The 13,637-nt window shown below is 59.2% G+C and carries 11 protein-coding genes; 4 read left to right on the plus strand and 7 right to left on the minus strand.

All coding sequences use genetic code 11. The features are described from left to right. Positions 1 to 17: 17 nt before the first annotated feature. The 6 genes from VOY09_RS09915 to VOY09_RS09940 form a co-directional block, all read right to left on the minus strand. A complete protein-coding gene (locus tag VOY09_RS09915; RefSeq protein WP_322894840.1) occupies positions 18 to 1,109 on the minus strand; it encodes a sn-glycerol-3-phosphate ABC transporter ATP-binding protein UgpC in 1,092 nt (363 codons plus the stop codon). Positions 1,110 to 1,115: 6 nt separating this feature from the next. After that, positions 1,116 to 2,135 (minus strand): levansucrase, encoded by a 1,020-nt coding sequence (locus VOY09_RS09920; RefSeq protein ID WP_322894841.1) that lies wholly within the window; start codon positions 2,133 to 2,135, stop codon positions 1,116 to 1,118. A 23-nt stretch (positions 2,136 to 2,158) separates the two neighbouring features. Further along, positions 2,159 to 3,037: a carbohydrate ABC transporter permease gene (locus tag VOY09_RS09925; RefSeq protein ID WP_322894842.1), complete on the minus strand. Its 879-nt coding sequence runs from the start codon at positions 3,035 to 3,037 to the stop codon at positions 2,159 to 2,161. Further along, on the minus strand, positions 3,037 to 4,119 hold the full coding sequence (locus VOY09_RS09930; RefSeq protein ID WP_322894843.1) for a sugar ABC transporter permease: 1,083 nt from the start codon (positions 4,117 to 4,119) through the stop codon (positions 3,037 to 3,039). The genes VOY09_RS09925 and VOY09_RS09930 overlap by 1 nt, the downstream gene beginning before the upstream one ends. A gap of 69 nt (positions 4,120 to 4,188) precedes the next feature. Then, the gene (locus VOY09_RS09935) at positions 4,189 to 5,439 is read right to left on the minus strand and encodes an extracellular solute-binding protein (RefSeq protein WP_322894844.1); all 1,251 of its coding nucleotides are present in this window, start codon (positions 5,437 to 5,439) and stop codon (positions 4,189 to 4,191) included. Further along, positions 5,436 to 6,524, minus strand: coding sequence for a LacI family DNA-binding transcriptional regulator (locus VOY09_RS09940; RefSeq protein ID WP_322894846.1), 1,089 nt, complete (start codon positions 6,522 to 6,524; stop codon positions 5,436 to 5,438). Before VOY09_RS09940 ends, VOY09_RS09935 begins: the two co-directional genes overlap by 4 nt. A 137-nt stretch (positions 6,525 to 6,661) precedes the next feature. Here VOY09_RS09940 and VOY09_RS09945 point away from each other — a divergent pair, with 137 nt between their 5' ends. The 3 genes from VOY09_RS09945 to VOY09_RS09955 all read left to right on the plus strand — a co-directional run bounded on the left by VOY09_RS09945 (position 6,662) and on the right by VOY09_RS09955 (position 10,449). Next, positions 6,662 to 7,066, plus strand: a complete 405-nt coding sequence (locus VOY09_RS09945) for a pirin family protein (RefSeq protein ID WP_322894847.1) — start codon at positions 6,662 to 6,664, stop codon at positions 7,064 to 7,066. Between the two features lie 109 nt (positions 7,067 to 7,175). After that, positions 7,176 to 8,432: a DUF5996 family protein gene (locus VOY09_RS09950; RefSeq protein WP_322894848.1), complete on the plus strand. Its 1,257-nt coding sequence runs from the start codon at positions 7,176 to 7,178 to the stop codon at positions 8,430 to 8,432. 238 nt (positions 8,433 to 8,670) lie between these two features. Further along, positions 8,671 to 10,449 carry a monovalent cation:proton antiporter-2 (CPA2) family protein gene (locus VOY09_RS09955; protein WP_322894850.1) on the plus strand — a complete coding sequence of 593 codons (1,779 nt, stop codon included), beginning with the start codon at positions 8,671 to 8,673 and terminating at the stop codon, positions 10,447 to 10,449. A gap of 95 nt (positions 10,450 to 10,544) precedes the next feature. Here the strand turns inward: VOY09_RS09955 and VOY09_RS09960 are convergent, their stop codons facing one another. Beyond that, positions 10,545 to 12,851 carry an adenosylcobalamin-dependent ribonucleoside-diphosphate reductase gene (locus VOY09_RS09960; protein WP_322894852.1) on the minus strand — a complete coding sequence of 769 codons (2,307 nt, stop codon included), beginning with the start codon at positions 12,849 to 12,851 and terminating at the stop codon, positions 10,545 to 10,547. Positions 12,852 to 13,045: 194 nt separating this feature from the next. Between VOY09_RS09960 and VOY09_RS09965 the strand changes: the two genes are divergently transcribed. Then, positions 13,046 to 13,477 carry a DUF1489 domain-containing protein gene (locus VOY09_RS09965; RefSeq protein WP_322894854.1) on the plus strand — a complete coding sequence of 144 codons (432 nt, stop codon included), beginning with the start codon at positions 13,046 to 13,048 and terminating at the stop codon, positions 13,475 to 13,477. Positions 13,478 to 13,637: the final 160 nt, after the last annotated feature.

Here is a 13,637-nt window from a genome sequence, read left to right on the forward strand (position 1 = left end):
CTCCCAGTCAGGGCGCATCAGTGAGTGGTCATGCGTTGGGTTGCATCATCGGGAAACAGATGTGCCTGGGCCGGATCAAAGCGTAATCCGATCTCGGTGCCTGGCGCGAGAATGCGATCTTCGCCCAAAGCCGCGATGACCTTCTCGCCGTCCTTTAATATGACTTCAACCACGGTTTCAGATCCCAGCCGCTCGATCAGCGCGACCTTGCCGTACAACATGCCCTCGGATGGCGGGACAGGACGCAGATATTGCGGACGAATACCCAGAACGCCCTTACCTCCCACAGTCAGCGACCGACCTTTATGCGCCACCGTGATGGGCTGCATCGCAGTATTCTCGACAGTAGCAAGTTCCTGGCCCATGTCCGTCACTTTCACATCAATGAAGTTCATCGATGGTGCCCCCAAAAATCCCGCAACAAACAAGTTCTCGGGAGCGTGGTAAAGCTCCATCGGTGTGCCAACTTGCATCACGAGACCGTCTTTCAAGACCACAATCTTGTCGGCCAGCGTCATCGCTTCGACCTGATCGTGGGTCACATAGATCATGGATGCGCCAAGAGATTGGTGAAGTTTGCCGATCTCCATCCGCATATCCATCCGCAAGGCCGCATCGAGATTGGACAGGGGTTCGTCGAACAGAAACACCTTCGGATCACGCACAATGGCCCGCCCGATCGCGACACGCTGGCGTTGCCCGCCGGAAAGCTGGCTGGGTTTGCGATCCATCAGATGCTCCATCTGCAAGATGCGCGCCGCCTCGGCGACCTTTGCCGCCGCCTCGGCCTTTGGTGTTTTTTTGATCGTCAGGCCAAAAGCAACATTTTCGCGCACGGTCATATGCGGAAAGATCGCATAGGTCTGGAACACCATTGCGATCCCGCGATCCTTTGGCTGGCGGTCATTCATCCGCACGCCGTCGATCTCAAGCTCACCGCTGGTGATATCCTCCAGCCCCGCGATCATACGTAGCAAGGTGGATTTCCCGCAGCCGGACGGGCCGACGAAAACAACGAATTCGCCATCTTCAATCTCGATATCGACGCCCTTGATCACCTCGACCGCGCCGAATGCCTTGCGCACATTCCGCAAACTGACTTGTGCCATGCTAATCTACTCCGCTGCTTGTGACAGGCGCTGGACAGACAGCGTGCCATCCGGGGCGATGACAACCGGTTCAGGGTCCATCACATAGCCCTTGAAACTGTCCTTGCCGCTATCGGCAAACCCCATGATGACCAACCCTTCACCACCATGATGCGCCGTGTCACAGATCCTTGCGGCATAGCGACGGCACGGCAGGTCACCGTCCAGAAAGCCGGGCGCGACCCGCCATGGCCCGCGCGGGCTATCCCCCATCAGGTAATGCGAGCCTGTCACCGGTCCGCCTGGCGTAGCGGCTGCCCGCGCCTGCGAAAAATGTTCCGCCGATGTGCAGAAGAGGCAATACCATTGGCCGTTGACCGCGAACACCTGCGGCACCTCAAGCTGCCCATAATCGCCGGTAAAAACAGGTGGCTGCAACGTCCATGTGTAAAGGTCAGGCGACGTCGCAAAGCCGATGGCACCGCCCGCATTCGGCTCGGTGATACCCGGCGCACGGGCCGTGAAATACATCAGCCAGCCATCGCCTTCTGGGTCGCGCATCACCCAAGGGTCGCGCATGGCGCGGTCGTGCCAATGGCCGATGGCATGATCTTTCTCATAAAGATCAGCGTGCTTTCCGGTCAGATCCAGACAGAACCCCGGATCGCCGGTCGCCGTTGCGACGCGTTTCCATGAATGCAGATCAGTCGATGTGGCATGGCCGATCCGCTGATACATCCCTTTCTCGGCCGATCCGCCGCCAGTATAGAAAAGATGCCATAGCCCGTCATCCCCACGCAATGTCGACCCGGTCCATGTCGTGGTATCGTCAAACGCCGGTCCGGTCTCACTCGGGGCAAAACAGGTTCCCAGATGCTCCCAGTTCACCAGATCATCACTGACGGCATGGCCCTGCGCGACATTGAAATGGCGCAGATCTGGGTCGCCCAAGGATTTGGGCGCTTTGAGATAATAGCCATGCCAGCGGGTACCGTCATGCAGATACCAGCTGTCCCAGATCCAGTGCGTGTCAAGTGCGAGTGTCATCGTGTTTTCCTGTTGGCTAGTGATCAGCCCTTGACGCCTGTCGAGGCGATCGAGGCGATAAAGGCGCGTTGCATATAGAGATAGAAGGCGAGCACAGGCACGGTGATCATGCTGAGATAGGCCATGATCTCGCCCCATGCGCGGTTAAGTTGAAAGAAATACTGCAGTCCGACCATGACGGGCCGGTAACCCTCTTGCTGGACGACCATCAAGGGCCAGAGGTATTGGTTATACATCACCAGAAACTTCAGGATCGCAGCGGTGGCCAGAACCGGACCGGCGAGCGGCATGACGATCCGGCGATAGATCGTCCATGACGACGCCCCTTCGACGCGGGCCGCCTCGATCAGTTCATTTGGCAGGTCTTTGAAATACTGGACGAACAGAAAGATCGTCAGCCCATCCGCGATCCACGGGATGATCTGAACACGGTAAGTGTTCAGCCAGCCGATCTGCACACCGTCCATCCCGATCCACGGCAGGTTGGCTGCGATCAATAACAGCGGGATCGCAATTGTCTCGAAAGGCACAATCAGCGTAGCCACGATAATCGTAAGAAGTGGTCCCCGGCCACGCCAACGCAAGAACACGAAGGAAAAGGCCGCAAGCGAGCAGATGAATAGTGAAAACAACACTGTAACGCCTGTCACTAGAACAGAGTTGAAGACAAAGAGCCCGACAGGCGCCCGCGCGAATGCTGCGGTGTAATTGTCCAAAGAGATGTCACCCACCGGCAGAAACGCCCGCAAGCTTGCCGTGTCGGCCAGCAATTGCGCATCCGGCTTCAGCGATGAAATCACCATGAATACCAACGGAAACAGAAAGACGACCGCGATCAACGAGAGTACCGCGTAGCGCACAGCAAGCCTCAATCCGGTGTTGTCGGGGCTGATAGCGGCCATTACGTTTTCTCCCGTGTGAGGATGCCTTGAATCAGGCTGATCGTCAGGACCAGCAAGAACAGCAGCACCGATATGGTTGAACCACCCGAAATGTCCTGCCGGCTATAGCCGCGCTCAACGGCTTGAAAGACGATGGTCTGTGTGCTGTCGCGGGGGCCACCATTGGTCATGACGTCAATCTGCGCGAACAGGGCAAAGGCCTGCATGGTGATGACGATCAGGATCAACACTGCAGTATTGCGAAGGCCCGGCCATGTCACATAGCGAAAAGTCTGCGTTTTTGATGCACCCTCGATGGCGGCAGCCTCATAAAGCGTCGGCGAAATTGTTTGCAGGCCGGACAGCCAGATCACCATGTGAAAACCGACCGCTTGCCAGATTGACATCACCATGATCGCGCCAAGAGCTGTCGACGGATCCCCAAGCCAGTCATGACCTTCGAACCAGCCAAAGGTCAAAGCGGCCAGCATATTGTTCAAAAGGCCATTATTGCCGTCGTAAATGAACCGCCACAACAGCGACACAACCACGATTGAGACGACGACGGGCATGAAATAAACAGCGCGGAAAAAGCTGATCCCGCGCAGGCGCTGATTGATCAGCAATGCCAGCCCGAGCGCGATTGTCGCCTGAACCGGTGCTACGATGATGACGAAAAGCACTGTATTCACCAGCGCTTTCATAAACACCACGTCACGTGCAAGCACGATCCTGCGCGCCTCATCGCCAGTTTCCCACGAGAACCATTCGCGCATGCCTTCGAGATTGGCAAAATCTGGATTGCCCCGGACGATGCTGCGCAGGCGCGGATATTCGGGCGCACCGGCGGCATTGCGAATGATCTCGCCTTCATCGTCGCGCTCGGGCTGGATCGTCGTGATCCCGACACCAAGCAGCTGGCTATAATTGGCCATACCGATGAACTGCGTCGGGTTTGGCGAAATAAGCCGCTGATTGGTAAACGAAAGCGCAATCGCGAAAAAGAAGGGCAAGATAATAAACATCGCAATCAGGCCGAAACCCGGCAGCGCCATCGCCCATCCGGCAGCGGTATTGGTTGTCAGTTTGCTGGCGCGTGCCATGGTCAGCCCCGTTCACTCATTTCCAATGGAAAAAAGGCTCCAGCGCGCCCGCGCCGGAGCCCGCGGCACTCAGTTATATCCGCTGTTGCGCTGGATATCGGTATCAATCTCATCCACCGCAGCATCGAGCGTATCGGCCACATCAGCGCCATTGGCGATGTCAGCCAGAGCTTTCTCGAACACCTTCGCCGCGACCACATAGCCGGGCGTGACAGGCCGGAGCGTCCCTTGGGCGGCCGATAGATCGAAGAACACCGCCATAGGCGCACCTTCGCTGTAGTATTCCGTCATCTCCGCTGCGGTCGGTGTCGCAGGGATAAGCCCGATACCGTTCGAGAATGCGGCAAGGTACTCATCTTGCAGCGCGAACGCGATGAAGGCAGCGGCTCCCTCGGGGTGTTCGGACGTCGCGGATACGCCGAACTGCCAGCTTGCGGCACCGATCTTCGGCCCGCTGCCGAAATCTGGGGCAGGAAGAAACAGGGTGTCTTCAAAAGCCAGAAGCGTATTCAGCGCCATCCAGTTTCCGGTCCAACTGAAGGCAAACCGACCATCGGTGAAACCTGTCTGCAGGTCAGCGGGATCCTGGCTCGTGCCGGGTGCATAGCCTGCCTCAAACAAGCTCTGCCACCATTCGCCAAAGGCTATTGCTTCGTCACCGTTCAGCACGCCCTCAGCGGTCTGATAGGTGTCGCGGTCGATGATGTCGCCACCGAAAGACTGCAGGAACGGGCTGAACGCATAGGGATACCATTCCCCCGCATCGGCCATCCCAAGATTGATCGCATAATCGTAATTGCCGCTCTGCTTGGCCGCCTCCAGAGCCGCGTTGAATTCCTCGCCGGTCCATGGCTCGTCCAGTGTCGGCGTACGCAGTCCGAGTTCATCAAGGATGGACTGACGCGTGACCAGGGCCACCGCCGCGTCCCAGAAACCAACAGAATAAAGCTGATCGTTGTAATAGCCCTTCGTTCCGGGAAGAAAATCCGCAATAATCTCTTCGTCGATCAGCAGCGGCTGCATATAGCCGGCCCAGGCCCAGTTCGGCATGACCGGCCCGTCGACATCCATGATGTCGGGCAAATTACCTGCGAGTGCGGCGGCAACGATGCTGTCGTTATAAGCACCTTGAGGAAAGCTCTCGATAGACACGACATAGTCGGACTGGCTTTCGTTGAAGTCGCTGACGATACCATTGAGGATCTCACTCTCCACAACGTTTCCGGCGCCATGATACCACATCGACAATTCGGTCTGCGCCGAAGCGGCGGTGCCAGCCAATAAGGCGAGCACACTTGCACTCAATTTCATCATTGTCATAGTCTCTCTCTCCCTTGGTTTTGAAATTCGACAATTGGCGTCCGACTCAGCACCGACTCGCGCCAGATGACCGGACCCGCCACGAGGGTCGGCATCCTGTCGGCGTTACGGTCGGGGCCGGATTCGATCAACGAAAGCAACTGTTCCGCCGCACGCGCACCGATAGCGGCATAAGGCAATTCGACGGTGGTAAGTGGCGGATAAAGCGTTTCCGCGATGATCCTGTGGTCATCGAACCCGGCAACAGAAATGTCCTGCGGCACCCGCAGGCCGCGCGAACGCAGGATTCCATAGACACGCATCGCCATCGCGTCATTGCCGCAACACAGCACCGTAGGCGGCTCCGGCAAAGACATCAGCCGGTCGATCGCATCCCACAGCAGTTTGCTGCCAAGCTTGGCATCATCGATATAGGCCAGCACGACAAGCGCCGGGTCGTAGGCAATACCTGCCTCGTCCAGAGCGCTGCGATAGCCCTCGGTGCGCAGCTGGGTTGCCACCATCTGGCGACCCAGTGTGAGGTAGCCGATCCGCCGGTGACCGGCCCGGAGCAAGCGCTCGACAAGCATGTGCTGGCCGCGCCGATCGTCAGGAACGATCGAGGGCGTGCCCGCATCGTCAAAGCAATTTGCGAGCACCAGCGGAAAGCCTTTGGGAACAAGCGGTAAGGCAACACGCTGATGAAAATCGGCGGCATAGATCAACCCCTGCACCCGGTGCTCCAGGAAGGTCTGTACCAGTGGCGCGACCTGATCGGACTGACCGCCGGTATCGGCGATCATGACGGTCATACCGCTTGAGGCAATGCCGCGCTGGATGGCTTGGACGATCACCAAATCGGGCAGACCATGGCTGGCGGGCTGATCCGTTGTCTGCGAGATCGCACCCGTGATGAGCCCGATGAGCCCCGACCGGTTAGACCGCATCATGCGGGCAGCAGTTGAAGGCACAAAACCAAGAGCGGCAATCGCGGCCTCGACCCGTTCCCGGGTGGCGGTCTTGACAGGGGCGTCACTGTTCAAAACGCGGCTCACAGTTTTCGCCGACACGCCGGCTGCACGCGCGACATCATATATTGTAGCCATAATCCTCCCCTCGCCCCCCTCCAAAGACAGCGCATCGCCAACTGTGCATACAAATCACTATGACACCGATGTCATGACACCGATGTCATGACTTGCTAGGCCGTGTCAATGAGTAACTAATTTGCCGGCTTACTGAGATGAGTCACCGCGACAGCACTGGCGCCGATCAGATCATCAGCCCTGGTGCGTTGAACTGGATGGTCGCCGGGAATGGCGTGACCCATTCGGAACGCAGTTCGGCGGTTGCCCGCAGCGGTCCGAACAGCCTGTTCGGCATCCAGACCCGGCTGGCGCTACCCGACAGCCGTGAAGACGTGGCGCCAAGTTTCGAGCATCACGACAAAAACACGCTCCCGGCAATAGAGGATGACGGGATCTCCGTGCAGTTGATCCTTGGCAGAGCTTATGGCGCGGTCGCTCCTGCGACGATGCTGTCAGAAATCTTCTACGCCGCATCGAAGAGGCTAAGGCCGAATGGCGCGCCGCGAACTGGGGCAAGGGTCGGTTCGATCTTCCGGTTGATGACCGTGACGAGCACATAGACTTGCCAGATTGACGTGAACCAGTGATTATTTACCTTGAGCCAAGGCTCGCCACGCAAACGAAAGCAATGCCCGCGAAGAAGCGAATGTTGGACGGAGAAAACGCATAATGACCAACAAATGGCCTCCCCTCGACTACCTTGGATGGCGGGAGACCTGTTCCGCCCTGCATCTGTATCTGCAAATCGTTGGAAAATACCGGCTCGCGCACACGCCGTGGCTCAACCATTCCTGGAACGCTACTTTCTATGTCGCGCCGACCGGCCTGACCTCCTCGCCGATCCCGGACGGTCCGGGCATCGAAATTCGTTTCGACTTCCGTGAGCACAAGGTGATAGGCACCTGCGGCAATGGCCGCACTGCCATGTTCGCGCTTGGGCCGTCGACGGTCGCGGCGTTTCGCGCAAACTTCGCGCAACTGATTACCGACCTCGGCGGCACGCCGACCTTCAACGACACCCCGAACGAGGTGCCGAACCCCATCCCATTCAGCGAGGATCATCGCGACCGGCCTTATGACCGAGATGCGGTGCAGCGCTATCATCAGGCATTGGTGGCGATCGACAGGGTATTGGGCAGGTTCCGGACATCTTTTCTGGGCAAGTCCAGTCCCGTTCACCTGTTCTGGGGAGCAATGGATCTCGCGGTCACCCGTTTCTCCGGGCGGCGCGCGCCGCTCCATCCTGCGGGAATTCCTTCGCTGCCAGATAACGTGGCGCAGGAAGCATATGACCGGGAAGTATCTTCGGCAGGTTTCTGGCCGGGCGGCAATGGCATCGACTACCCCGCTTTCTATGCTTACGCCTATCCGGCGCCCGGCGCGTATCGAGCTGCGCCGGTCCGGCCCGAGGCGGCCTTCTGGCATGAGGGCCTGTCGGAATTCATACTGCCCTACGATGCCGTGCAGACTGCGGCCGATCCCGACGAGGCTCTGATGGCGTTTCTGGTCTCCACCTACGAGGCTGCGGCCGACCTCGGCGGATGGGACCGTGATCTTCTGGAATGTGCGCAGGGGCAGCCGCGCAAGGTGCGCGCCGCGACTGCCGCATTGACGCCGACCGTCTCTGAGACAGATGGCACCGTTGAGCGGGAAGATGGACAGTCGAAGGGGCGCTACCGACTGGTCATCGACGGTGTCGAGGCCGAGATGACCTACAGCCGCGTCGGCAAAAGCAAGATCATCATCGACCATACCGAAGTTCCCGACGCTTTGCGTGGCCGCAAGGCCGGAGAAAGGCTGGTGCGGCAGGCGGTCGAGGACGCGCGGCGGGACAAGGTGGTCATCATCCCGCTTTGCCCTTTCGCCAAGGCCATGATCGGTCGCCACCCTGAATGGCAGGACGTGTTGCCCCCGTCGAAGGCTTGACGGTGTGGATTGATCTTAGGGCGCACAGCCCTGGATTATTTGCGAAACAAAGTAAGCAACGGCCTGTACTTTCGCGATCCGAGCGGCAAACTATTCGTAACGCCGCCGATGCGCCTCGCGTTATGATGGACAAAGGCGCTACGCCAGCCGCCGGAATGACCCGGGGGGTGGCATCTATAGCTTGAACGATGCCTGTCGCGTTCGCGCCCGGGCGTTGCACTTTGAAAGGAGCGGCCCGATGGCCACAGAGGGGTTGGGGCCAGTCATTGGCCCGGCGGTCGTGCTGTTGGGGGCTGCGGTGATTGCCGTACCGCTGTTCCGGCGTCTGGGACTGGGGTCGGTGCTGGGATATTTCTCAGCCGGGGCGTTGGTTGGGCCATCTTTGCTGGGACTTTTCACGCATCCTGATACGATCCTGCATTTCGCCGAACTGGGTGTTGTGATGTTTCTGTTCGTCATCGGGCTGGAACTGCGCCCGCAAAAGCTTTGGGCGCTGCGCGGGCAGATTTTTGGGCTGGGGCTAGCACAGGTAAGCCTTGCGATTGCGTTGCTGTCGGTCGCTGGCGCAATGGTTTTCGCGCTTCCACCAATCACCGCTTTCGTTGCGGGGGCGGGCTTTGTGCTGTCCTCGACGGCTGTGATCATGTCCACCTTGCAGGAACGGGGTGAAATCGCCAGCATCGAGGGGCAAAAATCCGTTTCTATCCTGTTGTTCGAAGATCTTCTGATTGTGCCGTTGCTGGCAATTGTGGCCTTCCTTTCGCCTGTCGCGCAAGGCGAGGGCGGGCTGAGTGCAGTGATGCTGGCGCTGGCCGGCCTGGTCGCGCTACTGGTCGCCGGGCGGTGGCTGCTGGATCCGTTCTTTGCCCTTCTGGCGCGTGCGCGCACCCGCGAAGTGCTCAGTGCCGGTGCTCTGCTGGTCGTGCTGGGAGCCGCCCTCCTGATGGATGCCGTGGGCCTTTCGATGGCAATGGGCGCGTTCATTGCCGGCGTTCTGCTCTCTGGCTCCAGCTATCGCCATCAAATCGAAAGCGACATCGAACCGTTCAAGGGCCTTCTGATGGGGCTGTTCTTTCTTGCCGTCGGTATGTCGCTGAACCTGACCATCGTGGCCGCGGAATGGCCGCTGCTGCTGGCCATGCTGGTGGTCTATGTGCTGGTCAAGGCGATTGCGATTTATGCCACTGCGCGGGCTTTTGGCGGTGCCAATTTGCCCGCCCTGCGCCGGACGGTCATGTTCGCCCAGGGCGGCGAATTTGCCTTTGTGCTCTACACGGCCGCGCTGGCTGGCGGAGTTATCGATGCGCGCGAGAATGCGATCTTCTCGACGGTCGTAATACTGTCTATGGCGATCACGCCGCTGATCCTGATCGCCGCCGACCGGCTGTTGCGCGCCCCGGGTGCCGCGCTGGACGGCGTAGAGCAGGCAGATGGTCTTCGCGGACAGGTGCTGGTCATTGGCTTCGGGCGCTTTGGTCAGATCGCCCTGCAAATGCTGCTCGCGCGGCGCGCGCAGGTCTCGGTGATCGAGAACAATCCTGACCGCATCCGCGAGGCAGCGCGGTTCGGGTTCAAGGTCTATTTCGGCGATGGCACGCGGCTGGACATCTTGCACGCTTCGGGCGCGAGGCAAGCGCAGGTGATCCTGATCTGCGTCGATGATCGCCGCGCCGTCAGCGCGATTGCCACACTGATCCAGCACGAGTTTCCGAATGCGACCGTGCTGGCGCGCAGCTATGACCGGGGCCATTCGATGGAACTGATCCGCGCTGGCGTGGACTTTGAGGTCCGTGAGACAGTGGAATCGGCGCTGCTGATGGGGGCGGAAGGGCTGCGCCGCCTTGGCTGGGACGAGACCACCGTCGCCGAGGCGCTGGAAGATGTCCGGCGCCGCGATGCACAGCGCCTGACGGAACAGGTGCAGGGAGATATCATGTCCGGGCGGGACAAGCTCCTGCCAGCGCCGGTGCCGGAACCACTGGCGCCCATCCAACTCCTGCAAAAGCCAAATTCATAACGAAAGAAATGATACTTAGCTACAGACGGGGCCCGTCGGGCCCCATCTGGACATCCACCTGAGAACCTTGTCGCTCACCAACAACCACCCAAATTTTACCCGCATTTCGAATGGCCGCACGACCCGCAGGTCATGCAGCCTTCAACCATTCGCAGGTCATAGGATCCACAGGATGGACAAGCCTTGCCGCGTTTGCCGCCAAGGCTGACGACATCTGCCGTGGGGTCGGTTTTCAGACCCATGCCCTCGCCCGCCAGAAAACCGATGGAGACCATGTGCTGTTCGATCACCCCGCCAATTGCAGCAAGGATAGACGGGACATATTTGCCCTGCATCCATGCGCCGCCGCGCGGATCGAACACGGCTTTCAGCTCTTCCACCACAAATGTGACGTCCCCGCCGCGCCGGAACACGGCCGAGATCATCCGCGTGAGCGCGACGGTCCAGGCGAAATGTTCCATATTCTTGGAATTGATGAAAATCTCGAACGGGCGGCGGTGGCCCGCGACGACCAGATCATTGATCGTGATGTAGATCGCATGGTTGCTGTCGGGCCATTTGAGTTTGTAGGTCGCACCTTCCAACTCCTGTGGCCGGTCGAGCGGTTCGCTCATATAGACCACTTCGCCGCTGGGGGCGGTGACATCAGATTCTTCCGGGTCGCCTCCGGCGGGAGTATTTTCGGAAATAAGAAGCGCTGGTTTTTCTTCGGAGACCGACAGGACAGAACCGGTCACGTCATTGGGCCGGTATGTCGTGCAGCCTTTGCAGCCTTGGTCCCAGGCGGCCATATAGACCTCTTTGAAGGCGTCGAAGCTGATATCTTCAGGGCAGTTGATGGTTTTGGAAATGCTGCTGTCGATCCATTTCTGTGCGGCGGCCTGCATGCGGACGTGATCGAGCGGGGCCAGCGTTTGCGCATTGACGAAGTAATCGGGCAAGGGAGTGTCGCCTTTCAGGTCGCGCCACATTTTCACGGCGTAATCGACGACCTCTTCCTCGGTCTTGGTGCCGTCTTTTTGCAAAACCTTGCGGGTATAGGCATAGGCAAAGACCGGCTCGATCCCCGATGAGACATTGCCTGCGTAAAGGCTGATCGTCCCGGTCGGCGCGATGGATGTCAGCAGCGCGTTACGGATACCATGTTCACGGATCGCATCGCGCACGTCATCATCCATCTGCTGCATGGCACCGCTGGCGAGGTATTTGTCAGCATCGAACAGCGGGAAGGCACCTTTTTCTTTGGCGAGGTCCACCGAAGCAAGGTAAGAGGCCCGCGCGATCGCATGCATCCATTTGTCGGTCTGGGCTGCCGCCTCTTCCGAGCCATAGCGCAACCCGACCATCAGCAAAGCATCTGCAAGACCGGTCACACCCAGCCCGATGCGGCGCTTATTCTTCGCCTCTTCCTGCTGCGCGGGCAGCGGAAAGCGCGATGCATCCACCACATTGTCCATCATCCGCACGGCGGTGGCGACCAGATCGGTCAGCGCGGCGCCGTCCAGTTGCGCGCTATCGCCGAACGGATCGCTGACCAGCCGCGCCATATTGATCGAGCCCAACAGACACGCGCCATAAGGTGGCAGGGGCTGTTCACCGCAAGGGTTCGTCGCAGCGATGGTTTCGCAATAGTTGAGGTTGTTCATCTGGTTGATGCGGTCGATGAAGATCACGCCCGGTTCGGCATAATCATAGGTCGATTGCATGATCGTATCCCACAGGTCACGCGCCTTGATCGTCCGGTAAACCTGCCCGCCAAATACCAGATCCCAATCGCCATCCGATTTGACCGCCGCCATGAACGGATCGGTGATCAGCACCGACATGTTGAACATGCGCAGGCGCGCGGGGTCGGATTTGGCGGTGATGAACGCCTCGATATCCGGGTGATCGCAGCGCATCACGGCCATCATCGCGCCACGGCGCGAGCCTGCCGACATGATCGTGCGGCACATCGCGTCCCAGACATCCATGAAGGACAAGGGACCAGAGGCATCGGCGGCAACACCCAGCACGGAGGCACCTTTGGGCCGGATCGTGCTGAAATCATAGCCGATGCCGCCGCCTTGCTGCATGGTCAGAGCGGCCTCTTTCAGCATGTCGAAAATGCCGCCCATGCTGTCAGGCACGGTGCCCATAACGAAACAATTGAACAAGGTGACCGAGCGTGCGGTCCCGGCACCTGCGGTGATCCGGCCTGCGGGCAGATATTTGAAATCGGCCAGAGCGTCGTAGAATTTGCCTTCCCAAGCCTTTGGATCCGCCTCGACCACGGCCAGGGATTTGGCGATGCGCTGCCATGTATCCTCGACCGTTTCATCGATGGCGGTGCCATCCGCGGCTTTGAAACGATATTTCATATCCCAGATTTGTTCGGCGATGGGGGCGGTGAAATGGGACATGGGATGTGCTTTCATGCTGGCGGACACGGCGTCTGTGCGTCATGTTAGGCGAGTTGACGAGATTCTGGAACGGTCTTCTAGACCGCAAGATGTAGTGGTTTCAACCGGCATTATCCTTGATCGTTCATATATTTTGTCGCACCCTTGTCATGCGGGATTGCGGCCTTATTTCGACCTTATCCCGGGGGGGATAGATGACCAAACTTGTTCACTTGCTGAAACTTTCGGTTGGCACTGAAGATATGGCCGATCTTGCCGCTTGGCAGGCGACAGGGCGCGCGCAGACCGATGATGGGCTGCCGCGCCACATCACCCGGATGTGGCCCAAGCGCGCGGAAGAAATCCTGAATGGCGGGTCAATCTATTGGGTGATCAAAGGGGTGATCCTGTGCCGTCAGCCAATCCTGCGGCTGGATGAATATTTCGGCGGGGATGATATTCGGCGTTGTGCGATTGTCTGCAAACCTGGCCTAATCCGTGTTGCCGCGACGCCCAAACGTGCGTTTCAAGGCTGGCGTTATCTGCCGGTGGCCGACGCCCCCGATGATCTGCCCGAGGGCCGGCAGCATGAAGAGGCGCTGCCGCCGGAATTGTCCAAAGCACTGGCCGCGATCGGCGTCCGCTGAACGACCGAATAGACTCAGCGTCGCGCTCGCCGCGCCGCAAATCACGCAGGACGGGACGGGTTGATCAGCGCCGCCGCGCAAAGGCAGTTTTACGTCGCAATGTGACATTGTATCGCGCCGCGATCCGGCTAATCTGCGGCCAATTGTCAAAGGCCGCCCC

The sequence above is a fragment of the Yoonia sp. 67-2 genome (assembly GCF_035117555.1).
Taxonomy (GTDB): Bacteria; Pseudomonadota; Alphaproteobacteria; order Rhodobacterales; family Rhodobacteraceae; genus Yoonia.

What these genes read in the sequence shown, in the direction of transcription:
- VOY09_RS09915 (WP_322894840.1), bottom strand. Translation starts at nt 1,109, where the DNA reads ATGGCACAAGTCAGTTTGCGGAATGTGCGCAAGGCATTCGGCGCGGTC.
- VOY09_RS09920 (WP_322894841.1), bottom strand. Translation starts at nt 2,135, where the DNA reads ATGACACTCGCACTTGACACGCACTGGATCTGGGACAGCTGGTATCTG.
- VOY09_RS09925 (WP_322894842.1), bottom strand. Translation starts at nt 3,037, where the DNA reads ATGGCCGCTATCAGCCCCGACAACACCGGATTGAGGCTTGCTGTGCGC.
- VOY09_RS09930 (WP_322894843.1), bottom strand. Translation starts at nt 4,119, where the DNA reads ATGGCACGCGCCAGCAAACTGACAACCAATACCGCTGCCGGATGGGCG.
- VOY09_RS09935 (WP_322894844.1), bottom strand. Translation starts at nt 5,439, where the DNA reads ATGACAATGATGAAATTGAGTGCAAGTGTGCTCGCCTTATTGGCTGGC.
- VOY09_RS09940 (WP_322894846.1), bottom strand. Translation starts at nt 6,524, where the DNA reads ATGGCTACAATATATGATGTCGCGCGTGCAGCCGGCGTGTCGGCGAAA.
- VOY09_RS09945 (WP_322894847.1), top strand. Translation starts at nt 6,662, where the DNA reads ATGAGTCACCGCGACAGCACTGGCGCCGATCAGATCATCAGCCCTGGT.
- VOY09_RS09950 (WP_322894848.1), top strand. Translation starts at nt 7,176, where the DNA reads ATGACCAACAAATGGCCTCCCCTCGACTACCTTGGATGGCGGGAGACC.
- VOY09_RS09955 (WP_322894850.1), top strand. Translation starts at nt 8,671, where the DNA reads ATGGCCACAGAGGGGTTGGGGCCAGTCATTGGCCCGGCGGTCGTGCTG.
- VOY09_RS09960 (WP_322894852.1), bottom strand. Translation starts at nt 12,851, where the DNA reads ATGTCCCATTTCACCGCCCCCATCGCCGAACAAATCTGGGATATGAAA.
- VOY09_RS09965 (WP_322894854.1), top strand. Translation starts at nt 13,046, where the DNA reads ATGACCAAACTTGTTCACTTGCTGAAACTTTCGGTTGGCACTGAAGAT.